The sequence below is a fragment of the Bowmanella yangjiangensis genome, from assembly GCF_017255015.1.
GTDB lineage: Bacteria > Pseudomonadota > Gammaproteobacteria > Enterobacterales > Alteromonadaceae > Bowmanella > Bowmanella yangjiangensis.
Genome location: NZ_JAFKCS010000003.1, coordinates 176,697 through 198,005, shown reverse-complemented (window position 1 = coordinate 198,005; position 21,309 = coordinate 176,697). Strand labels below are relative to the sequence as shown.

19 protein-coding genes are annotated in these 21,309 nt (G+C 51.3%); 8 read left to right on the top strand and 11 right to left on the bottom strand.

Annotated features, from left to right (window positions below; genetic code table 11):
- The 5 genes from gspM to J0A65_RS05345 all read right to left on the bottom strand — a co-directional run bounded on the left by gspM (position 1) and on the right by J0A65_RS05345 (position 4,465).
- Positions 1–645 (bottom strand): type II secretion system protein GspM, encoded by a 645-nt coding sequence (gene gspM / locus J0A65_RS05365; RefSeq protein WP_206593098.1) that lies wholly within the window; start codon positions 643–645, stop codon positions 1–3.
- Positions 642–1,241, bottom strand: coding sequence for a PilN domain-containing protein (locus J0A65_RS05360; protein ID WP_206593097.1), 600 nt, complete (start codon positions 1,239–1,241; stop codon positions 642–644). The genes gspM and J0A65_RS05360 overlap by 4 nt, the downstream gene beginning before the upstream one ends.
- The gene (gene pilM, locus J0A65_RS05355; protein ID WP_206593096.1) at positions 1,238–2,074 is read right to left on the bottom strand and encodes a type IV pilus biogenesis protein PilM; all 837 of its coding nucleotides are present in this window, start codon (positions 2,072–2,074) and stop codon (positions 1,238–1,240) included. The genes J0A65_RS05360 and pilM overlap by 4 nt, the downstream gene beginning before the upstream one ends.
- A gap of 405 nt (positions 2,075–2,479) precedes the next feature.
- On the bottom strand, positions 2,480–3,052 hold the full coding sequence (gene ssb / locus J0A65_RS05350; RefSeq protein ID WP_206593095.1) for a single-stranded DNA-binding protein: 573 nt from the start codon (positions 3,050–3,052) through the stop codon (positions 2,480–2,482).
- Between the two features lie 60 nt (positions 3,053–3,112).
- Positions 3,113–4,465 (bottom strand): MFS transporter, encoded by a 1,353-nt coding sequence (locus J0A65_RS05345; protein ID WP_206593094.1) that lies wholly within the window; start codon positions 4,463–4,465, stop codon positions 3,113–3,115.
- Between the two features lie 239 nt (positions 4,466–4,704).
- Between J0A65_RS05345 and uvrA the strand changes: the two genes are divergently transcribed.
- The 3 genes from uvrA (at position 4,705) to J0A65_RS05330 (ending at position 8,706) form a co-directional block, all read left to right on the top strand.
- Entirely contained in the window at positions 4,705–7,530 is a 2,826-nt protein-coding gene (gene uvrA / locus J0A65_RS05340; protein WP_206593093.1) for an excinuclease ABC subunit UvrA, read from the top strand.
- 82 nt (positions 7,531–7,612) lie between these two features.
- On the top strand, positions 7,613–8,011 hold the full coding sequence (locus J0A65_RS05335) for an acyl-CoA thioesterase (protein WP_206593092.1): 399 nt from the start codon (positions 7,613–7,615) through the stop codon (positions 8,009–8,011).
- Positions 8,008–8,706 (top strand): 2OG-Fe(II) oxygenase, encoded by a 699-nt coding sequence (locus J0A65_RS05330; protein ID WP_206593091.1) that lies wholly within the window; start codon positions 8,008–8,010, stop codon positions 8,704–8,706. The genes J0A65_RS05335 and J0A65_RS05330 overlap by 4 nt, the downstream gene beginning before the upstream one ends.
- Positions 8,707–8,741: 35 nt before the next feature.
- Here J0A65_RS05330 and J0A65_RS05325 read toward each other — a convergent pair whose 3' ends face one another.
- The 3 genes from J0A65_RS05325 to ppa form a co-directional block, all read right to left on the bottom strand.
- The gene (locus J0A65_RS05325) at positions 8,742–9,200 is read right to left on the bottom strand and encodes a DUF3299 domain-containing protein (RefSeq protein WP_206593090.1); all 459 of its coding nucleotides are present in this window, start codon (positions 9,198–9,200) and stop codon (positions 8,742–8,744) included.
- Between the two features lie 4 nt (positions 9,201–9,204).
- Positions 9,205–10,422, bottom strand: coding sequence for an MFS transporter (locus tag J0A65_RS05320; RefSeq protein ID WP_206593089.1), 1,218 nt, complete (start codon positions 10,420–10,422; stop codon positions 9,205–9,207).
- 96 nt (positions 10,423–10,518) lie between these two features.
- Entirely contained in the window at positions 10,519–11,067 is a 549-nt protein-coding gene (ppa, locus tag J0A65_RS05315; RefSeq protein WP_206593088.1) for an inorganic diphosphatase, read from the bottom strand.
- Between the two features lie 372 nt (positions 11,068–11,439).
- On the opposite strand from ppa, the gene J0A65_RS05310 reads away from it, so the two are divergent.
- Both J0A65_RS05310 and J0A65_RS05305 read left to right on the top strand, forming a co-directional pair.
- Entirely contained in the window at positions 11,440–13,434 is a 1,995-nt protein-coding gene (locus tag J0A65_RS05310; protein WP_206593087.1) for a sodium-translocating pyrophosphatase, read from the top strand.
- A 174-nt stretch (positions 13,435–13,608) separates the two neighbouring features.
- Positions 13,609–13,899 carry a YebG family protein gene (locus tag J0A65_RS05305; protein WP_206593086.1) on the top strand — a complete coding sequence of 97 codons (291 nt, stop codon included), beginning with the start codon at positions 13,609–13,611 and terminating at the stop codon, positions 13,897–13,899.
- Positions 13,900–13,933: 34 nt separating this feature from the next.
- Here the strand turns inward: J0A65_RS05305 and J0A65_RS05300 are convergent, their stop codons facing one another.
- Positions 13,934–14,905, bottom strand: a complete 972-nt coding sequence (locus tag J0A65_RS05300; RefSeq protein WP_206593085.1) for a class 1 fructose-bisphosphatase — start codon at positions 14,903–14,905, stop codon at positions 13,934–13,936.
- Positions 14,906–15,097: 192 nt separating this feature from the next.
- Here J0A65_RS05300 and mpl point away from each other — a divergent pair, with 192 nt between their 5' ends.
- Together mpl and J0A65_RS05290 are read left to right on the top strand one after the other, a co-directional pair.
- Positions 15,098–16,456: a UDP-N-acetylmuramate:L-alanyl-gamma-D-glutamyl-meso-diaminopimelate ligase gene (gene mpl / locus J0A65_RS05295; RefSeq protein ID WP_206593200.1), complete on the top strand. Its 1,359-nt coding sequence runs from the start codon at positions 15,098–15,100 to the stop codon at positions 16,454–16,456.
- Positions 16,446–17,072, top strand: a complete 627-nt coding sequence (locus tag J0A65_RS05290; RefSeq protein WP_206593084.1) for a flavin prenyltransferase UbiX — start codon at positions 16,446–16,448, stop codon at positions 17,070–17,072. Before mpl ends, J0A65_RS05290 begins: the two co-directional genes overlap by 11 nt.
- A 246-nt stretch (positions 17,073–17,318) precedes the next feature.
- Here the strand turns inward: J0A65_RS05290 and J0A65_RS05285 are convergent, their stop codons facing one another.
- Both J0A65_RS05285 and J0A65_RS05280 read right to left on the bottom strand, forming a co-directional pair.
- Positions 17,319–17,789 (bottom strand): hypothetical protein, encoded by a 471-nt coding sequence (locus J0A65_RS05285; RefSeq protein WP_206593083.1) that lies wholly within the window; start codon positions 17,787–17,789, stop codon positions 17,319–17,321.
- Complete coding sequence (locus J0A65_RS05280) at positions 17,789–18,946, bottom strand: PepSY-associated TM helix domain-containing protein (RefSeq protein ID WP_206593082.1); 1,158 nt, start codon at positions 18,944–18,946, stop codon at positions 17,789–17,791. The genes J0A65_RS05285 and J0A65_RS05280 overlap by 1 nt, the downstream gene beginning before the upstream one ends.
- A 123-nt stretch (positions 18,947–19,069) precedes the next feature.
- Between J0A65_RS05280 and J0A65_RS05275 the strand changes: the two genes are divergently transcribed.
- Positions 19,070–21,220 (top strand): TonB-dependent siderophore receptor, encoded by a 2,151-nt coding sequence (locus J0A65_RS05275; protein ID WP_206593081.1) that lies wholly within the window; start codon positions 19,070–19,072, stop codon positions 21,218–21,220.
- The last annotated feature ends 89 nt before the right edge of the window (positions 21,221–21,309 follow it).

Below are 21,309 nucleotides of genomic sequence, written 5' to 3'. Positions count from 1 at the left end.
TTAGACTCCTACAAAGGCTTTACCCGTGCTCAGGGTATAAAGCTCTATTTGCAACCGGCCCGTGGGGTACTCAGCCACCTGATAGTCAAAGGTCTGCCAGTAAAATTGCCAGGGCAATGATTGCAAATGCTGCAAATATGCCTGGATGGCAAAATAACGTCCTTCCACAATCAATACCAACCCTTGGCGGTACAAACTCAGCTCACTGTCGCCATTGGTTTGGTCTATAACATTAACCGCAGGCTGCGAACTCAATTCAATAAGCTTTAGCTCCGGATGTTCGGCTAACAGCTCCTGCAGAACCTCCTTCATACGCTTAGCCGGAATAAGCTGACGGGTTTGCTCTGCTAAGGTCTGTCGCAACCTTTCCTGTTCGGACAAAAGCTCATTAATACGCTGATTCAATGGCGCATCTGGATCGACGTTGGCTGCCAACAATTCATTTAGTTGTTGTTGCAAGCCATGGCCTTGACTCAATCGGCGTTGATGGCTGTCCTGCTGAGCCTTTAATGCCGTCAATCTGGGATCAAGTAGCAAGTACCAGCCACCATACAAGAGCACAAACAAACCCGCTAAAAATAGCCACACTCGCTCTCTGAGCGAGCGGGACAAAAAGGCTTGGCTAAGTTTTTGGTAGCTACTCATTGTCTCCCCCCTTTTTGACCGGGAAACATTGAGCTGAGCACAAACTGCAAATTGTCTTGCCCATCGCGGGTCAAGGCCACGTTGGAAAACTCTTTACCCTGGAAGTAAGGGGATTGTGAGAGCTTCTCCAGCCAAGCCGGCAATGCCTCACTATGCTGTACACCGCCCTTGAGAGATAAATGCGCCCCATTAATCTGAATTTGATTTAACCAGATGCCGTCCTGGTGGTATTTGGCTAAGTCCTGCATAAAAGTCGCATAGCCTGGCCCCGCGCTGCCCTGCTGATCTAATATGGTCAGAATATGCTGCTGGGTATCAATCTGTTTTTGCAGCGCCAATACACGTTTGGCCAAAACCTCGCTGGGTTCCCTTCCCAGCAATTGCTGCTGTGCTGCCACTTGTGCCCGCTGATTTTGTAATCGCTGCTCGGCATGTTCGGCAATAGCCTGCCACTCCGTTAGCTGGCGTTCGCTGTACCACCAGCCAACCGTCAGCAGAACAGCAACCAAAGCCCAGACCGACAGTACAAAGGGAAGTGTAAGTAATTCATAGCGGGGGCGCATGTCCTCCGAGTAAAGGTTTACCCGAAACTTCATGCTTCCTCTCCCCGCAGCTGACGCATAGCGGCTCCCAGGCTGGTCAAACTGCCTGATGTAAAGCTCAAGCCCTCGGCATGCGCCAATTGAGGTTGAATAATCTGTGTATCCAGCAAGGTCGCCTCTTTTAACAACTGCGCCAGGTCAGTCATAAAAGGCGTATCAATACAGAGCAAAAGCCGCTTAACCGGCGCCTGTCGCAACTGACTGTCGAAATAGTCCATAGAGCGCTGAATTTCGAGGCTCAGGCTATCCGCAATGCCCTGATGGATCTGTTCCAGTCCATAACTGCTCAATTGCTCATAACCACGCAACCGGCGGGTAAAGTAGAGCTTGCCGTCCTTGATAATACTCAGCGATATTTCTTCGCCCGGCTCCTGCAGCAATGTAATTTGCGCCTCATGATGGGGTTCGAGCAAATCACATTGACTTAGCTCTTCAACACCTATGCTGGCAAGCTGTAAGCCAGCTTGGGTAACACCTTGCACCACATCTTCAACCAGACTTTTAGGTACGGCGACCAAATTTATTTTGTTGGAGCCGGACGGCTGCGCGGGTAGATCAAAATAATCGACCTGCATTTTTTCCGAAGTACCCAATAGCTCTCGAACGGACCAGCTCAGCGCCGGTAAGATTTCCGGCTCAGGCACCGGGGGCCGCTCAACTTGTAACAGCTGGTAGCGGTTGGTCGAAAAGACCAAATGACAGGGGGTGTTAGCAGCACGGTAACTCTCAACCCACTTACTCAGAGCAAGAGGCCAGTCCTTTATTTCCATTTTGTGCTGAGCAACCCAAAACGGTTGCCCTTTCTTCAATGCCAATAACGACAGCATCACTCCATGCTGGCCAAATTCCAGACCAACAGAGCAAAAAGCAGCAGATTTCCGAAACCTGCTTTTTACAACATCTTTCCAGCCAAGATGGGCCATAGCGCGCTGTCTTTATTGTTATTTCAACTAATTACATCAGACAATTAGCATTTTCACCAGTATTTATGCGGGTTAGCCTGCCGTCAGTCTGACGTTTCTATGTGCTAAATCAAAAATCCTGAAATATTTTCAACATCCTTAATCCTTTTTACCGTTTCCCCACCTTTAACCTATGTATCACCAACTGGATCAAGAAAGGGAAATGATGCTGCCCTCGCTATGTTGCAGCTTCTTTACTGGCCTAGCCATCTCCATAGGAGGTGGTTTAAGACTGACAATAAAAAAGGCCTCATCGGAGGCCTCTTTTAATCAGAACGGGATATCATCATCGAAGTCAAAGTCCGGCTCTGGCATTGAGCTGTTGGACTGTTGCTGGGCAGGTGGGTTTTGCTGACCACGGCCCTGATTAGCATTTTGCTGATACTGATTACCCTGGTATTGGTTTTGCTGAGGCGGCTGAGCATAGTTTGGGCTCTGACCACCAGCCTGCGGTTGTGGCTGAGACTGGCGAGGCTGATACTGGCCACCACCTTCCTGACCACCAGCACGGCTACCCAACATTTGCATCTGATCTGCTATGATTTCTGTGGTGTAGCGATCCTGGCCGCTTTGGTCCTGCCACTTACGGGTTTGCAGTTTACCTTCTATATAAACCTGGCTGCCTTTACGCAGATATTCACCGGCTACTTCAGCCAGGCGACGATACATGGTAATACGGTGCCATTCAGTGCGTTCCTGGATCTGACCACTCTGATCTTTCCAGCTTTCTGATGTTGCCAGAGTAAGGTTGGCTACCGCGTTGCCGTTAGGCATATAACGGACCTCTGGATCTTGGCCCAGATTACCCACCAGAATGACTTTGTTGACGCCTTTGCTCGCCATAATTGCTCCTCTTAATCGCTGTTTCGGCAAATTGGCCGCAGCGTCACTTTAGTATGAAGTTTAACTTATAATACCCAGTTGCTGCCGGGCTTGCTGCAGATTGAATTCACGGCTGTCCACTTTGAGATACAGGACTTGCTCAGCCTCAACCAAGGTAATGTCTCTGACTCCTGCCATGCGGCTAACCAGCGCCAGGCTATCCTGAACAGACATCGCCTCGCTGTTCAGGCTCAAAGAATAACGTTTTAAATGGATACTACCACCACCTATGCCACGAATCAGCCCCAGCCAAACAAGGCATAATAAAGCCGCCAGCATATAACTGAATTGTTCATTGGCATATTGATTTAACAGACCCGACAAGGCTCCGCCGGCAAAGGCCCCGAAGAACTGAAAACTCGCATACGCGCCCATGGCAGAGCCTTTTTTACCTGCTGGTGCCAGGCTTGACACCATAGCCGGCAAATTGGCCTCCAGATAATTAAACCCGGTAAAGAACAGCCAGCAAAACAGCAGCAGGGCCACCAGCGGAGCCTGCAACCAGGCCATGGCCGCAAGACTAACCCCAAGTAGCACAATACTTAGATTAATTACTGGACCTTGCTTGCCCTGTTTACCGAAGCGCATCAACACCGCCATGGCCAACACAGACAACAACAGTACCGGCAAGTACAGCATCCAGTGGTCTTCGAGCGGCCAGTTCAGCCCTACCAGACGTTTAGGTAGATTGACAAACATCAGGGTCATCAGCAAGTGCAATAACGCCACACTGACATTCAATCGCAGTAAGGATTTGTCCGCAAGCAAACTCCCCACATCGCTAAGTTTGGGTAAGGTATCCCCACTGGGAGACAGATTCTGTGCGCTAGGCACGACAAACAAGACCAATGGAATACAAGCGATAGCTGCCACTGCGGTAAACCAGAACACTCCTGGCAGACCGGATTTTTCAGCCAGCAGTGGACCCAGCAACAGCGCCAGATAAAAAGAAAAGCCAATGGCAATGCCGATAATGGCCATCACTTTAGGGCGCTGATTTTCACGGCTGATATCGCCAGCCAGCGCCATCACCGCACCAGCTACCGCACCAGCACCTTGTAGAATTCTGCCGATCACTACCCATTGCAGGGTTTCTGCCTGTGCGGCCACCAAGCTGCCTAATGCAAAGCAGCTTAATCCCAGCACAATCACAGGTTTACGTCCCAGTCGATCAGACAGCAGGCCCATAGGAATTTGTAACAACGCCTGGGTCAGACCATAACCACCGATAGCCAGGCCCACCAATAAAGGCGAATAGTCCGGGTAACTGACCGCCAATACGGCCAATACCGGCATCACCATAAACAGGCCCAGCATACGCAACACATAAACGGTGGCCAGGGAGAAGGCCCCACGCAATTCGGTATTATTCACAGCAGATCGGTGTTTTCTAACGGGTTTAGATTCCGGAACCACCAGCGGTTCCAACTCGGCCGCGCAGTTTAGCACAGCCAGCCCCCGAGGCTGAATGAAATTACTGAATTCCTCCACAGCAAGTATTTTCTCGCTGGTTTCAGGGCTTCCCGGTCAATTCAGCAATAATTTTGTTCGTTTCCGGTGCGGCTATTATGCAATACTAGGGGTTTTCTTTCCCCTGCTCAGGTGTGGTTTTTGTGGACAAAATAGAAGTACGTGGCGCGCGCACTCATAACCTTAAGAACATCAGTGTAACCCTGCCCAGGGATAAGCTGATTGTGATCACCGGTCTGTCCGGCTCAGGTAAATCTTCATTGGCATTCGACACCTTATACGCGGAAGGTCAGCGCCGTTACGTAGAATCTCTGTCGGCATATGCGCGTCAATTCTTGTCGATGATGGAAAAGCCCGATGTGGATCATATTGAGGGGTTGTCACCGGCCATTTCCATAGAACAGAAATCCACCTCACATAACCCACGTTCCACAGTAGGTACTATCACCGAAATCTATGACTATCTGCGCTTGTTATTTGCCCGGGTCGGCGAACCGCGCTGCCCAGAGCATAATGTACCCTTAGATGCTCAAACCATCAGTCAGATGGTCGACAAAGTGCTGAGCATGGAAGAGGGCGCCAAGCTTATGTTGCTGGCCCCTGTAGTACAGGAACGTAAGGGTGAACATATCAAAACCCTGGAAAACCTGGCCGCACAGGGATTTATTCGCGCCCGTATCGACGGCGAAATCTGTGATTTATCTGATCCGCCAGCCCTGGACCTGCATAAAAAGCACACCATTGAAGTGGTAGTAGACAGATTCAAGGTACGTGACGACCTGCAGCTTCGTCTGGCAGAGTCGTTTGAAACCGCTCTGGGTCTATCCGGTGGTACCGCCAAGATCGCCTGGATGGATGAGCCCAACAAACAAGAAATTGTCTTTTCCGCCAACTTTGCCTGCCCTCACTGTGGTTATAGCATGGCAGAGCTGGAACCAAGGCTGTTCTCCTTCAATAACCCGGCCGGAGCCTGTCAGACCTGTGACGGCCTGGGTACCCGCCAGTTTTTTGATGCCGGTAAGGTAATAGTTAACGAGGAGCTGAGCCTGGCCGGGGGGGCCATTCGCGGCTGGGATAAACGCAGTTATTACTATTTCCAGATGCTTCAAGCGGTAGCAGAGCATTATCAGTTCGATCTGACCAAGCCCTTTAATGAGCTGGACGCCAAGGCTCGTGATGTGGTGCTAAACGGTAGCAAAGGCACCTCCATTAAGTTTCGTTATATCAACGATCGTGGCGATGTGATGGAACGCAAGCACCCCTTCGAAGGGATCTTGCCCAACATGGAACGTCGCTATCGTGAAACCGAGTCTAATGCAGTGCGTGAAGAGCTGGCCAAATACCTCAGCCAACAACCTTGTGGCAGTTGTGGCGGCACCCGTTTGCGCTTAGAAGCGCGAAACGTGTTTATCAATGAAACCCGCCTGCCCACAGTGACAGATATGTCCATCGCCGAGGCCCTGGCGTTTTTCGAAAGCCTGTCCCTCACCGGCAAGCGGGCGCAGATTGCCGAAAAGATTCTGAAAGAAATCCGTGACCGTCTGAATTTCCTGGTCAATGTGGGCTTAAATTATCTGTCCATGTCACGCAGTGCAGATACCCTGTCCGGCGGTGAGGCCCAGCGTATTCGTCTGGCCAGCCAGATTGGCGCAGGTTTGGTGGGAGTGATGTATGTACTCGACGAGCCGAGCATAGGTCTGCATCAGCGCGACAATGAACGTCTGCTCAGCACCCTGATCCACCTGCGCGATCTGGGCAATACCGTGATTGTGGTAGAACACGACGAAGATGCCATTCGTGAGGCCGACTATATTCTGGATATCGGTCCAGGTGCCGGTGTACACGGCGGCGAAATTGTTGCCGAAGGTAGCCTGGAAGACATAAAACAAAGCGAGCATTCACTTACCGGGAAATATCTGTCAGGAAGGGAGAGAATTGAGGTTCCGGCGACCCGTAACCAAAACCCGGATAACCTGTGGCTGGAACTGGATGGCGCCACCGGCAATAACCTCAAAGAAGTAAACCTGCGCTTACCCATAGGTTTGATGACCTGCGTTACCGGCGTGTCCGGCTCGGGTAAATCTACTCTGATTAACGACACCTTGTATGTCATCGCCCATAAAGAACTGAACGGCGCCACTGTGGGTGAGCCTTCCCCCTACCAAGCTGTGCGTGGTATGGAGCATCTGGACAAGGTCGTGGATATCGACCAGAGCCCAATAGGTCGTACACCTCGCTCTAACCCAGCCACTTATGCCGGACTTTTCACCCCTATTCGTGAGCTGTTTTCCGGTACTCAGGAAGCCCGCTCCCGTGGCTACAAGCCAGGGCGTTTCAGCTTTAACGTTAAAGGCGGACGCTGCGAAGCTTGTCAGGGCGACGGTGTGATCAAAGTGGAAATGCACTTTTTACCGGACATCTACGTGCCTTGTGATGTTTGTAAAGGCAAGCGCTACAACCGTGAAACCCTGGAAGTCAAATATAAAAACAAAAACATCCAGGAAATACTGGATATGACAGTGGAAGATGCCCGTGAGTTTTTCGATGCCATTCCGGCACTGGCCAGAAAGCTGCAAACCCTGATGGATGTGGGCTTGTCTTATATCCGTCTGGGTCAAAGTGCCACCACCCTATCCGGTGGTGAAGCACAAAGGGTTAAACTGGCCAAGGAGCTTTCCAAAAGGGATACCGGCAAAACCCTGTATATTCTGGATGAACCCACTACCGGTCTGCACTTCCACGATATCAAGCAACTGTTGCAGGTTCTGCACCGCTTACGCGACCATGGCAACACAGTAGTGGTTATAGAGCACAATCTGGATGTGATTAAGACCGCAGACTGGATTGTGGATCTTGGCCCGGAAGGTGGCAGCGGCGGCGGACAGATTATTGCCCAGGGTACGCCTGAGCAAGTAGCAAACTCGCCGGTGTCGCATACTGGTCGTTTCCTTAAACCTATGCTGGGGTAACAAACAGCATTACCTTCCAGAACCAATCTGCAGGGCCGGTTTTGACAACAAGTCGCGGCCCTGCCAATGCAAGGGAGAAAAGATGTTAAGCCAGGACTTTGAAGTACGCTTTTACGAAACCGACGCCCTGCGCCATGTCAGCAATACGGTGCTAGCCGGTTGGTTCGAAGCCGCCCGCGAACCTATCTTCCGCATCTTCACTCCCGAGCTGGATTTAGCAAACTGGCCACTCATCCTGGCCAGTTACAAAATCGATTTTCTTAAGCAGATCTTCTACGGCAAAACCGTTACCTTAAAAACTGGTATCAGCCGCATCGGCAACAGCTCTTTTGTGGTCTACCAGGAAGTCTGGCAGGACGGCCAGCGCTGTGCATCAGGGCAGACCACTATGGTGCATTTTGATTATGCCACGCAGGCCTCTGCCGCTATTCCTGACGCTGTCCGAACAAAACTGCAGGATCTGCTGGTAGAACCGGCATGAGTCAGTTTATTGAAGTTATCGACCATGCGCTGCCCACCGAGCTGTGTCAGGCACTGGTCAAACAGATAAACAACAGCCCTCACCGCAGCGCCGGGCGCACCGGTGGTGGTGTAGACACCAGTAAAAAAGTCAGTGAAGACGTTTCCATCACCAGTCATAGTGAGTTCTCGGCGTTATTGCCACAGGTACTGGAAGCCACCAGCAGACATGTGATGGCCTACTTCGCCAAGTACTTCTTTGCCCTGATTGGCCCCATCGGCCTGACCGTTCGCCATCCGCAAACCGGTGAGCCGGTCAAACTGACCGCCGACAACTTTAACGAGGTCGGTCGGTCCAATCTGGCTAATCTGGTGCAGTACTTGTTTCGTTTGGGTGATATCAACGCGCAAAAATACCCAGCCGAGCGAGGAGGCTATCCTTACTGGCATTCCGAAGTGTATCCGCAGTCGGGTGACAACGATGCGCTGCATCGCATTTTGCTGTTTATGTTTTATCTGAACGACGTTGAGGAAGGCGGAGAGACGGATTTTTATTATCAGGATCTGTCAATACGACCCAAGGTGGGCAGAATGGTGATTGCTCCGGCGTATTTTACTCATACCCACAGGGGACAGATACCGCGCAGCAACGACAAATATATTCTGACGTCCTGGGTGCTATTCAATCGCGCTGAGCTTATCTATACCGGCGGCTGAACAATCTCAACCGCCAGTACAAACCAGATAAAGACTTATTCGTAAGGTTCGACTTTAACGCCTTGCAGGCTATAGCCAACAGTAGCTATATCGCCGCTCCAGCCCTTAGTCGACAGGGTGCCAGTTATCCACACCGCATCGTACAGGCTCTCAACTGGTGTGCCTTTTTCAAATTTCACATACACAATCTGATTCGGCGGTGGTGGTGGCACATGGATGCAAGCGCCGAAGTAAGGCACCAGCAGGAATTCTGTGAGCTTTTCATCGTCCCCTTCCAGCGGCACCACGAAGCCAGGAATACGTACCTGCTGACCGTCCAATTCCTGCACTACCGGGGCGTCCAGATTCATCTGTGCCATGCTGTCACCGTCGTGGCTGACGTTCTGATCTGGTGCAATGTAGCCTTTAGGCACCATATCTTCCCAATACAAGTCTTTGGCCTGGGCCATCGCCAGCATGGGCAACAAACCCAAGAACACCAGTAGTTTTCTCATCACTTCACACCTTTTCAACGGCCATGTTCGGCTGGTTAGCCCAGCCAAACGGATTCTTACGTACTTCATTTCCCGGCATGGGCAGGGCCGGAATATTTAACGACAATAACAATGAGCAACAGGCAAAGCCCGCGCCGACAAAAAACACCATACTGGGGGATACCAGCCATACTATGCCCAGCAGCGCGGGTATCACCACCGCCGCAATATGGTTAATGGTAAAACTGACTCCCGATGTGGAGGCGATATCCCGCGGATCGGCAATCTTCTGAAAATAAGTTTTCATAGCAATGGCCATAGCAAACAGCAAATGGTCAATAACATAGAGCGTGGCACCCAGCCAGGCCGTTTCAACCAAACCATAACTTATAAACAGTACAATCAGCCCGACATATTCAACCACCAGCGCACGTCTTTCACCTACCCGCGCGATAAAGCGGCCTATGCTCGGGGCAAACAGCAAATTGAACACATAATTCAGCATAAACAGTAGGCTTATCTCGCCGACACTGTAGCCAAACTTCTCCACCATCATAAAGGCAGCAAATACCACGAAGATCTGTCGGCGCGCACCACTAAAAAACGTCAAACCATAATACAGCCAGTAACGACGACGCAGCACCAGTTGCTTATGCTGAGTGGACGGCTGGGAAAAACGCGGGAACACCAACCACAGGGCCAGCACTATCAATAAGCCCGCCCCTCCAGCCAGCATATACATGGCGTTGTAGCTAATTCCCCACCATTCCATTAACACCCAGATAGCACCGTAAGCCAGAAGCGACGCGCAACTTTTTACCGCTAGCTGACGCCCCATAAACTCGGCCGTCTGGCGTTTATCCAACCACTGCAGAGTCAAAGACTGATTGACGGTTTCAAAATAATGGAAGCCGATGGACATCAACACGGTAGTGGCATACAAGCCATACTCGAATGGGAACCAGCCGGTCAGTGCGATGCCGATGGACATCAACGCCAGTGAAATTAGCGCAAAGGTCTGCTCCTTGAGCACCAGCAACATAAAGATGGCGGTAAAGGCCAGAAAGCCGGGGACTTCCCGCAAACTTTGTAAGATGCCAATTTGCGCACCGTTAAACTGTGCAGCGTCGATGACAAAGTTATTCAGCAAGGCATTCCAGACCGAAAAGGTCAGCGGCATAACAAAGGCCATGGCTAACAGCAAAAACTGCGGATTCTGGCGGATTGCTTGTAAGGACGGCATGAGTGGCCCAAAGCCGGGACAACGGACGGCAATTGTAGCCCTGGCAGCATAAAAAAGGCCAGCAAAGCTGGCCTGATTTATGTCTTTATCATCGTCTTAAAACGCTGGCTTATCCGGCGTCTCTTCGTAGCGTTTTACGCTGGCTACGATTTCCGCTTTAGCGGCTTCAGCATTGTCCCAACCGTCGATTTTTACCCACTTGTTAGGTTCCAGATCTTTGTAATGCTCAAAGAAATGTTCGATTTGCTTGCGCAGCAACTCAGGCACATCTTCGATATCCTTAACACCACGGTAGATAGTGGACAGCTTATCTTTTGGCACCGCCAGTACCTTAGCATCTGTACCTGACTCGTCTGTCATCTTCAGTACAGCAACCGGACGGCATGCAATCACAGAGCCCGCCAGCAGAGGGAAAGGTGTGATAACCAGTACATCTACCGGGTCACCGTCTTCCGACAGGGTGTGAGGCACGTAGCCGTAGTTAGTTGGGTAATGCATGCAGGTTGCCATAAAGCGGTCAACGAAGATCGCGCCGGATTCTTTGTCCACTTCATATTTAACAGGATCTGCATGGGCAGGAATTTCGATGATTACATTCACTTCTTCTGGCAGATTTTTCCCTGCCGGAACAGCATTCAAACTCATGATGGGTCCTTAATTTAAACAAAACGGGAAGTGCCGCGGATTATACGTTTTTTAAGCAGCAAATAAACAGTTTGCAGGCATATTAGCCGCCCTTCATGCCGCTATGCATTGCCACTATGGTCTAACGTTGCTTGCCTTATGCGGCTTGCTTTCCAACCTTTCACCTTGGATTCCTTACTCACCTTGATTCTGGCAAAAATCACCAATACTTGCTGACAAGCTATTGTCAGGCGTCTATAGTGGTTTCGACTGATGCTAAAAAGCCAAGTAAAAACAAAGGGGTTAACTACTTTGTTGAGGTTGTAGCCAGGCCCCGCTATTGCATAGCCAGCACTTTGTGCAGGCTATGTCCTGTTCAATTTTGGGGAAGTTATGACTGAACTATTCTATTTGCCGCCCGTGTTAGGTCTGGTAGGCCTGGCCTTCGCCTTTATCATTTATCTGCTGATTAAACGTATTCCGGTCACCAATGAGGCTATCGCTGGCATTGCTGACCAAATCCATCTCGGCGCCATGGTGTTTATGCACCGTGAATACAAAATGCTGTTTATCTTTGCTCTGGTACTGGGTATCGCCCTTTATCTCTCACTGGGCGCGAATACCGCGCTCGCCTTCACTGTGGGTGCCGTGTGCTCAGCCTTAGCCGGTTACATTGGTATGTTTACCGCCACTAAGGCCAACGTGCGCACCACGCAGGCCGCCCACGACCAGGGTGCGGCTTCGGCCTTGTCCGTGGCCTTTATGGGCGGCTCTATTATGGGACTCTGTGTAGCGTCCATGGGGCTGCTGGGCTTGGGTATGCTGTACTGGATGTTTGGCGGTGACCCAGCCACTGCCCACGTTATCCACGGTTTTGGTATGGGCGCATCCAGTGTGGCACTGTTCTCGCGGGTCGGTGGTGGCATTTTCACTAAGAGTGCCGATGTGGGTGCCGACCTAGTGGGTAAAATTGAAGCCGGTATTCCAGAAGACGACCCACGTAATCCTGGGGTAATTGCCGACAACGTGGGTGACAACGTCGGCGATGTAGCAGGCATGGGCTCGGATATCTTTGAGTCTTACTGCGGTGCCATGATTGCCACTATAGCCATTGCCTCCACTATGGTTTTAGGCAATCTGGGCAGCCGCGAATCCCTGATGTTCCTGCCCCTGGCCCTGGCATCTACTGGATTACTCTGCTCTGTGCTGGGCATTTTACTGGTCAAAGCCATGTCAGCCAGTAAGCCGGATGTTGCCCTGCGTGCTGGCACTATTGGTGCGGCCGTACTGTTTGTGGTTGCCGCCTACTTCGTGGTGCAGCAGGTGGGCATTGACTACCATGTCTGGTGTTCAGTGGTAACAGGTGCCGTAGGCGGCATTATCATCGGCCTGGTCACCGAGTATTACACTGCCGCCGCCCCGGTGCGTAAGATTGCCAAATCCGGTGAAACCGGTCCGGCTACTGTGATGATCACCGGCTTGTCGGTAGGCATGCAGTCCGTGGTGGTCCCGGTGCTCACCTTAAGTGCCATCATCTTTATCTCCACCAGCCTCTCTGGCCTCTATGGCGTGGGCATTGCTGCTGTGGGTATGCTGGCCACCGTAGGTATCACCATGGCTATCGATGCCTATGGCCCGGTTGCTGATAATGCCGGCGGCATCGCAGAAATGGGCGGCCTTGGCAAAGAAACCCGTGATATTACCGATTCTTTGGATGAACTGGGCAATACCACCGCCGCCATCGGTAAAGGCTTTGCCATAGGCGCTGCCGCCCTGGCAGCGCTGGCGATAATTGCAGCCTTTGTGGAAACCATGACCCACCATTATCCCGGCTTTACCTTGCATTTGGGTAATCCCGAGGTATTAGTCGGCATGTTTATTGGCGGCATTCTGCCTTTCCTGATTGCTTCAATAACCATGACCGCCGTTGGCGATGCCGCCTTTGAGATGATCCATGAAATTCGCCGTCAGTTCCGTGAAATCAAGGGCCTGATGGAAGGCGAAGCCAAACCCGACACCGCCCGCTGTGTGGATATCGCCACCACCGCAGCCCTGAAGAAAATGATCCTACCTGGTGTGCTGGCGGTTGCTGTGCCCCCTTTGGTAGGTTTTGGCATCGGCCCCCATGCTTTGGGCGGTATGTTAGGTGGCGCTTTGCTTGGCTGCGTACTTTTGGCACTGATGATGGCAAATGCCGGTGGTGCCTGGGACAACGCTAAAAAGTACGTGGAAAAAGGCAATCATGGCGGAAAAGGCTCACCCGTGCACGCTGCGGTCGTGGTAGGTGACACTGTGGGCGACCCTTTCAAAGATACATCCGGCCCGGCCATGAATATACTGATCAACGTGATGGCCATTGTGAGTCTGGTTATCGCACCACTGTTGTAATGCAACGCCACAAGGGCCGCTTATGCGGCCCTTGTGATTTATTCCCACCACATCACAAATTGCACCAGTTAACAGAGGCTGAAAATTTCATCCACAAAATACTGTACATGCATACAGTTAATTGTTAGCCTAATTCCGAATCTAGTTAAAACACTTCCCAATCAGGAGACAACGATGGCCATAATTATTCGCTACGTGGTTGAACACAAAGGGGTAGAGAAGCTGGTGACAACAGACAAGAAAGAAGCGGATCTCTATGACAAGATGCTGGATGTTGCCGACAATCTGGCTGACTACATGCAGGCCAAGGGCGTTAAGCTGGAAGAGTCAGTCATGGAAGATCTGTCCATTATGTTGTCGCAGAACAAAGATGCGGTAGCAAGGTTATTGAAGGGCAACACAGCGGCCAGCCTGCTGGAAGAAGAAAAAGCCGAGGTGGTTAGGCTGGAGAAAAAACAGGCCTAACCACCAGCTTTAAACAGGAGTGGGCATTGCCCACTCAGTCTTTATAGTAGCTAACGCAGGCTTGTACTTCGTCGGCTGAGCCAAGCAGCACGGGGACGCGTTGGTGAATATCTGTTGGCATCACTTCCAGAATACGGCCACGACCGGTTGATGCGCCGCCACCAGCTTGTTCCATCAGGAACGCCATAGGATTTGCTTCATACATCAGGCGCAGCTTACCTGGCTTGTTCGGCTCACGGTTATCCCAGGGGTACGCGAAAATACCGCCCCGACACAGCACCCGGTGAATATCACCCACCATCGCCGCTACCCAGCGCATGTTGTAATTCTTACCTCTGGGGCCCTGATCACCGGCCAGCAGATCAGCCACGTACTCTTGCATGCAAGGTTCCCAATGACGCTGGTTAGAGGTGTTGATAGCAAATTCCTGGGTTTCTTTAGGTACCTGCACATTGTTGCGGGTCAGCAGGAAGCCACCGTGGGTTTTGTCCAGGGTATATAAATGCGTACCGCGACCTGTGGTCATCGCCAGCATGGTAGATGGGCCGTATAACACATAGCCCGCTGCCACCTGTTGTGTACCCGGCTGCAGGAAGGCAGAAGGGTCATCAGGTTCCATCCATTGCGGTGCATGCATCACAGAGAAAATAGTACCAATCAGGCTGTTGATGTCGGTGTTGGAAGAGCCATCCAGTGGATCAAAGCTGATCAGGTATTTACCATCTGGGTTACAGCCAATCACATTGTCTTCTTCTTCGGAAGAAATGGCTTTGACATAACCTGACTCGCTGAGGATATCCTTGAGGATCTGGTTGGAGATCACATCCAGCTTTTTCTGCCGCTCACCCTGTACGTTGTCACTCAGAGTTGAGCCCAGCACCCCGGCCAGTGCGCCTTGGCTAACCCGGAACGAGATTTCCTTGCACGCCGCCAACAAGGTGCGGATCAGCAGAATCAACTCGAGGGGGCAACCGTCTTCCTGTAATTGTGTGTTGAGTCGTTTCATAAACTTCAGACCTTAGAGAACTTATATTGATGTAGGGACTGCCCCTGGATTTACGCCGTAGGGCTTTGTTTTTATTTTTGTTCTTTTATTGTAACCAGTTTGACCACAGATGTCGCCGGGCAGGGACACAGGTATTATTCAAAGTCGAACTTTCTGATAGGCTTGGCGCAGATTCGAATTGACCTGTTTATTATGCATATACATATTCTCGGCATTTGCGGCACCTTTATGGGCGGTATCGCTGCACTGGCCAAAGCGCTCGGCCATCACGTAACCGGCTCTGACGCCAACGTTTATCCGCCCATGAGTACCCAGCTTGAACAACTGGGCATCAGCCTTACCCAAGGCTATGACCCAGCCCAGTTGGAGCCGGCGCCGGATTTGGTCGTAATAGGCAATGCCATGAGCCGCGGCAATCCGGCCGTAGAATATGTGCTGGATCGCAATCTGCCCTACACCAGCGGCCCACAATGGCTGCTGGAGAATCTGCTCAAAGACCGCTGGGTACTGGCGGTGTCCGGCACTCATGGCAAAACCACCACGTCCAGTATGCTGGCCTGGGTTCTGGAATATGCCGGGCTAAATCCCGGATTCTTGATTGGCGGCGTACCGGAAAACTTTGGTATATCCGCTCGCCTGGGCGATTCACCCTTTTTTGTGATAGAGGCAGATGAATACGACAGTGCCTTTTTCGACAAACGTTCCAAGTTTGTTCATTACCGCCCTCGCACCCTGATTATCAACAATCTGGAATTCGACCACGCCGATATCTTCGACAACCTGGCAGCAATTCAAAAGCAGTTTCATCACCTGCTGCGTATGGTGCCGGGCAATGGCCTGGTTATTTCTCCAGCTCAAGACCACAATGTTGAGCACTGCTTGCAAATGGGTTGCTGGACACCTATTCAGCGCACCGGCAAAGAATGGCAACTGGCTGAAGTTTCAACCGATGGCAGTAGCTTCGATATCCTGCTTAATGGCGTTAAACAAGGCCGGGTGGACTGGCTGTTGCAAGGCGAACACAATCGCCAAAATGCCCTGATGGCGGTGGCTGCCGCCCGCCATGCTGGTGTACAACCTGCTTTAGCCATAGAAGCATTGAACAGTTTTAAAAACGTTAAACGCCGCATGGAAGTCAAAGGCAAGGTGGCAGATATCACCTTATACGACGATTTTGCCCATCACCCTACCGCCATCGCCATGACCATCGCCGGACTGCGCGCCAAAGTTGGCACTGCCCGTATTCTGGCCGTGCTGGAACCCCGTTCCAACACCATGAAGCAAGGTGTATTTAAAGACCAGTTGGCAAATGCCTGGCAACAAGCAGACAGCGCCTTTATATTTGAACCCGAAGGGCTGCGCTGGTCGTTGCAGCAAAGTTGCCAGGCCAGCGCCGTGCCCAGCCAGGTGTACAACGATCTGGATGCACTGCAAGCGGCCATCATCCGCGACGCCAGGCCGGGCGACCACATTCTGGTGATGAGTAATGGCGGTTTTGGCGGTCTGCATCAGAAGCTACTTAACGCATTGGAGGACCAGCATGGCCTTTGACCGACAGATTACTCTGGCTATTACCGGCGCCTCGGGTGCGCCTTATGCCTTGCGCCTGCTGGACGTGCTGGTAAAAGCCAATTGCCAAGTGTTTGTGCTGATATCCTCGGCCGCCAAAGTGGTGTTAGCCACCGAAGAAAACCTGCAGATCCCGGCCAAGCCAGATGCAGCCGCGGCCTGGCTGATTGAACGTTATCAGGCCCAACCAGAGCAAATCAGGGTATTTGGCAAAGATGAATGGTTCTCGCCTGTGGCCTCAGGCTCCGCCGCCCCCAAGCAAATGGTGGTATGTCCCTGCTCTACCGGCACCTTGTCAGCCATTGCGGTGGGTGCCAGCGACAATTTGATTGAACGGGCCGCGGATGTGGTACTTAAGGAAAGGGGCCAGTTAATTCTGGTTCCCAGAGAAATGCCCTTATCCAGCCTGCACCTGGAAAATATGCTTAAACTGTCTAATCTGGGCGCCACCATCATGCCGGCCAGCCCGGGCTTTTATCATCAACCGCAATCCATTGGCGATCTGGTGGACTTTGTGGTGGCCCGTATTCTCGACCACTTAGGTTTGGACCAGCAATTAATGGCCCGCTGGGGTTACCAGGGTGCTTCGGGCAAATAAGCCCTCGACGCAGGCGTCCTACTTTTTCGAGTAATTTGGACTGGCCAATTGCCTGTGACGAGGTGAAATGATTGGGATACAGAATATCCAGATCACGGTCTGCCTTAGTGTAAATGGCCGAGACATATTCTGAGCAAAAATAGCTGCGGCAAGATCACGATATTGCCAGGGAAATGGCAATCTGCGACATCTAACATTTCCTTGTTGACGAAAGGGCCACAGTTTACCGAGCCTCTTTGCCATCCGCTAGGGTTGCAACAACTCGCTGGGTAAAGGCCAGACTGCCTGATAGCGCTGTCCCTGCCAATCCTCAATGGTCAGCCATATTCTGTCGTTGTTATCGAAGCTGGCCTTAGCAATACCATGCACATGCTGGCCATGCCGACTGCCATGCAAAATACCAGACTCCCCCTGCTGCAACGAATCCAGTGCCAGTGGTTGTGGGCCAATATTCAGATAAGCCTGACGAACCTGGGCCACATTCCCTTGTTCAAAGGTCAGCAAGAAGTCTTTTACGTATTCATCATGATGCGCATAGGCCGGGTTATGATCAAAGGGCATAGGTGTTACGACAAAAGGCCCCAGTTGCTGGGTTTCCAGCGCTGGCGGAAAAACCGGATACATCCCCTGATACAAGTACCAGAAAGGCAATATCAGTATTAAGCCACTGAGTTTAAATTTATTACGTTGCCAAAAGGTATTCTGCACTCTTGCCATCAGACTGTCTCCCCCAGTTCATCGATATCCACGGCCTTACGCACTTTGGCAGCGCCTTTAAAAGTACGGAGTCCCCACATCATAAAGCCGGTTATAGACATACCTGTCAGCACCAAGCCAAACACAAACCAGATTATCTTGGTCCAGATACCGCCAATGGTGCCGTAATGCAGCGGATCAGCAATGTAGGTGAGGGTTTGCAGCACTGTCATTTGCTCAGGTGAGCGGCTGGAAGCCACCTCCCCCGTCCAAGGATTAATACTGGCCCGATAGGCATATTGGTCATAAAACACATGGTCACCGCCGCCGCTGAGGATATACATATCACGGTTATGTTCAGGCAAGTGTAAATACGCGGGTTTGAAGTCAGGATAAAGCTGCTGAACCTTCTCCAGCGCCTGTGCAAAGCTAACCGGCCGGGCCAGATCCTCACTGCCTGGGGCAGGCAGTTGCGCAACATTCACTAACGGCGGATGCGGTTCAATATCGATATCAGCATGCCAGAAGATTGCCTGAATCAGATACCACAGGCCGGTCAGGCTCATAACCAGCAAAAACCAGATGGACCAGACCCCGGCCAGGCGATGTAAATCGGCCAGCAAAGTGCGCTGGCCTTGTTGGGTCCTTATTTTAGGCTGGGTAAAAGCGCGCCAGAAATGTTTGTAGACCACCAGCCCGGTGATCAGTGATCCCAGCATCAACACCGCCATGCCGCTAACCAGGTAATAGCCGATACTGTAGGAACCATGCCAGGGGAACATCAGCCAACCGTGCAGCGCCCGCATAAATCCAATAAAGGTAATGCCCTGTTCCACAGACTGGATTTCGCCGCTGTATTGGTTGACGTAGGCAATGGCTTGGGGCTTGTCATGGTCGGTAAACACCACTGCGTTGACCAGATAAGGTTCAAATACCATCACAGTGCCTACATCGGCAGTTGGGTAAGCCTGCTGAACTTTTTCCACTAATACTGCGGCTGACAGAGCCGGTACGTTGTCTGGATTATTAGCACGCGCCGCGGAGTTAGTCAGCCAGGTCAGCTCATGGCTGAATACGGCGATAGTGCCGGTCAGACAAACAAAACAAAACACCAGCCATATTGGTAACGACAGCCAGCCATGTAAAACAAACCAGAAGCGGTTGCTAAGCTTCAACATTCCATAGTCTCGGGATTGAGTTATGCCAGCAACATTAAACCAAATGATAATTGCTATCAATAGCATTTAAATGAGAGTGATTTTCAAATAGAATGTGTGCGCTTTTCATAACCGGGACAACACATGAAACTGAACAGACTATCAACGGCCTTAGTAATGGCTGCACTTCCTTCTTTTCTATACGCAGCGGAAGAGCCTCAATCAAGCCGGGAAAAAGAGGTCGAAACCATCACGGTTAAAAGCAAACGCGGTCTGATTTCTTATGTCAGTGCAACGGGTGCAAAATCTGATACGCCCATTATTGAAACGCCGCTGTCTGTGTCAGTACTCACCCCCGAACGTTTGGATGATTTAGGCGCCTATACCATTCAGGATGCCATGGGGTATGTGGCAGGTCTGTATAACGGTCCTTATGGGGTAGACACGCGAGGTGATTGGGCACAAATTCGCGCCACTGCACCGGTTCAATATATCGATGGCTTACGCGCTATTTTTGGTTACTACAATAACGTCAGACTCAATCCGTTCTCGCTCAGCCAAATAGAAATACTCAAGGGCCCCTCTTCAGTACTTTATGGTCAAGGTTCCACCGGCGGTATCGTTAACCTTGTCAGTAAACGCCCACAGCCCGAAACACAAGGGGAATTCTGGGCGCAAATGGGTAACCATAACCGCAAGCAGGCGGCTTTGGACTTCACCGGCTCGTTAACCGATGACGAAGCGTTGCTAGGCAGAGTTATTGGTGTTTGGCGCGACAGCGATACACAAACCGATTATGTCGACGATAACAGTCTGATCTTCGCCCCCTCAGTTAGCTGGCAGGCCACCGACCAAACCAAGCTGACGTTGCTCGGCAACTGGCAAAAGAATGAATCCGGTTCAAGTACCCAGTTTTTCCCCCACCAGGGCACATTACTGGACAACGAGTTTGGCCAGATACCCAGTCATCGCTTTGTGTCAGAGCCTGGATTCGACCGCTACGACACGGAACAACAGTCAGTCACCGCCATTATTGAGCACGACCTGAATCAGGACTGGCGCTTACGTCTTGCCTCCAGATACAGTGACAGTCACGCAGACTACCGCACTATGTACGCCTGGCCGCCGGTATTTCAGGACGACAACCGTACCGTCATTCGCTCTATCTCCATGTCGGATAACAGCGCTATCTCGGTGACCAGCGATATGCAACTGCATGGCTGGTTTTACACAGGCAACATCGAGCATCAGGTTGTCTTGGGGCTGAACTACCAGCACGCCAAAACAGACGCCGACCAATTGTATATTGCTGGCGGAGGCGGCCCACTGGATTTATACGCACCGGAATACGGTAACGTCACAAATTTGCCAGACACAGACCAACTAAATGACGGTCCATTTAGCAAGAACTATCAGTTGGGATTGTATGTTCAGGACAACATGAAAATTGCGGATAAATGGTTGGTCTCTGCTGCTTTACGACGTGACAAAGCCATCACTTCACCTCAGTCAGGCAACTCCGACTATCAGTATGCTACTACTGGTCGCCTGGGACTGATGTATTTGTTTGACAACGGAATCTCGCCCTACATCAGTTACAGCGAGTCTTTTTCACCGCTACTCGGCAATGATGCCTATGGTCATGCATTTGTGCCGCTACAGGGCCGTCAGTGGGAGACAGGTCTGAAGTATCAGCCGGCCGGCACCGAGCATTTACTAACCGCATCGCTGTATCAGATTAAGGAGCAAAACCGAACCACCTCTCTGACCGCAGAACAGCGCAATGAAGCCAACATCATCGATCCCAATGGGCAGGTGCAACAAGGTGAAGTCGAAGTAAAAGGAGTAGAGCTGGAAGCGCAATTGGCTTGGGATGAACTAGATATTTACGCCAGCTATGCCTACACAGATGCTGAAGTGTCAAAAAGTCACAAATTAGGCGAGTTGGGTGCCACTATTTCAGCCACTCCTGATCACCAGGCGTCCTTGTGGGCAACCTGGCGTCCAGAGCAATGGCAAGGCTTTAAACTCGGCGCTGGCATACGTTTCGTAGGTAATACATCAGACGGCAGCGCTTATGTTGAGCAAAATGGTTTGGTGCTTAATGAGCCTTTGCTAACCCCAAGCTACACGCTGTTTGACGCCATGATTGGTTATGATTTCGAAAAATACAGTCTTAGTCTGCATGCCAACAACCTGACAGATAAAACCGTATTAACCTCTTGTCTGGCCAGGGGGGATTGTTTCTATGGCGCACAGCGCAGTATTACAGCCAACCTGAAATATCGATTCTGATCGCTAAGTGAGCACGTCTTGGGGGGAACCCGCTTTCCCCCAAAATCTGTGCGACCTCCCCTTCCATTGCGGTTTTGAAACTGGCTCGC

Excerpts from the sequence above, each read along its gene's own strand:
- pilM (WP_206593096.1), bottom strand. The coding sequence starts at position 2,074 with ATGCTGTCGTTATTGGCATTGAAGAAAGGGCAACCGTTTTGGGTTGCT.
- ssb (WP_206593095.1), bottom strand. The coding sequence starts at position 3,052 with ATGGCGAGCAAAGGCGTCAACAAAGTCATTCTGGTGGGTAATCTGGGC.
- J0A65_RS05330 (WP_206593091.1), top strand. The coding sequence starts at position 8,008 with ATGAGTCAGTTTATTGAAGTTATCGACCATGCGCTGCCCACCGAGCTG.
- J0A65_RS05320 (WP_206593089.1), bottom strand. The coding sequence starts at position 10,422 with ATGCCGTCCTTACAAGCAATCCGCCAGAATCCGCAGTTTTTGCTGTTA.
- J0A65_RS05325 (WP_206593090.1), bottom strand. The coding sequence starts at position 9,200 with ATGAGAAAACTACTGGTGTTCTTGGGTTTGTTGCCCATGCTGGCGATG.
- J0A65_RS05280 (WP_206593082.1), bottom strand. The coding sequence starts at position 18,946 with ATGTTGAAGCTTAGCAACCGCTTCTGGTTTGTTTTACATGGCTGGCTG.
- mpl (WP_206593200.1), top strand. The coding sequence starts at position 15,098 with ATGCATATACATATTCTCGGCATTTGCGGCACCTTTATGGGCGGTATC.
- J0A65_RS05285 (WP_206593083.1), bottom strand. The coding sequence starts at position 17,789 with ATGGCAAGAGTGCAGAATACCTTTTGGCAACGTAATAAATTTAAACTC.
- J0A65_RS05310 (WP_206593087.1), top strand. The coding sequence starts at position 11,440 with ATGACTGAACTATTCTATTTGCCGCCCGTGTTAGGTCTGGTAGGCCTG.
- J0A65_RS05360 (WP_206593097.1), bottom strand. The coding sequence starts at position 1,241 with ATGAAGTTTCGGGTAAACCTTTACTCGGAGGACATGCGCCCCCGCTAT.
- gspM (WP_206593098.1), bottom strand. The coding sequence starts at position 645 with ATGAGTAGCTACCAAAAACTTAGCCAAGCCTTTTTGTCCCGCTCGCTC.
- J0A65_RS05300 (WP_206593085.1), bottom strand. The coding sequence starts at position 14,905 with ATGAAACGACTCAACACACAATTACAGGAAGACGGTTGCCCCCTCGAG.
- J0A65_RS05305 (WP_206593086.1), top strand. The coding sequence starts at position 13,609 with ATGGCCATAATTATTCGCTACGTGGTTGAACACAAAGGGGTAGAGAAG.
- J0A65_RS05290 (WP_206593084.1), top strand. The coding sequence starts at position 16,446 with ATGGCCTTTGACCGACAGATTACTCTGGCTATTACCGGCGCCTCGGGT.
- J0A65_RS05275 (WP_206593081.1), top strand. The coding sequence starts at position 19,070 with ATGAAACTGAACAGACTATCAACGGCCTTAGTAATGGCTGCACTTCCT.
- ppa (WP_206593088.1), bottom strand. The coding sequence starts at position 11,067 with ATGAGTTTGAATGCTGTTCCGGCAGGGAAAAATCTGCCAGAAGAAGTG.
- J0A65_RS05335 (WP_206593092.1), top strand. The coding sequence starts at position 7,613 with ATGTTAAGCCAGGACTTTGAAGTACGCTTTTACGAAACCGACGCCCTG.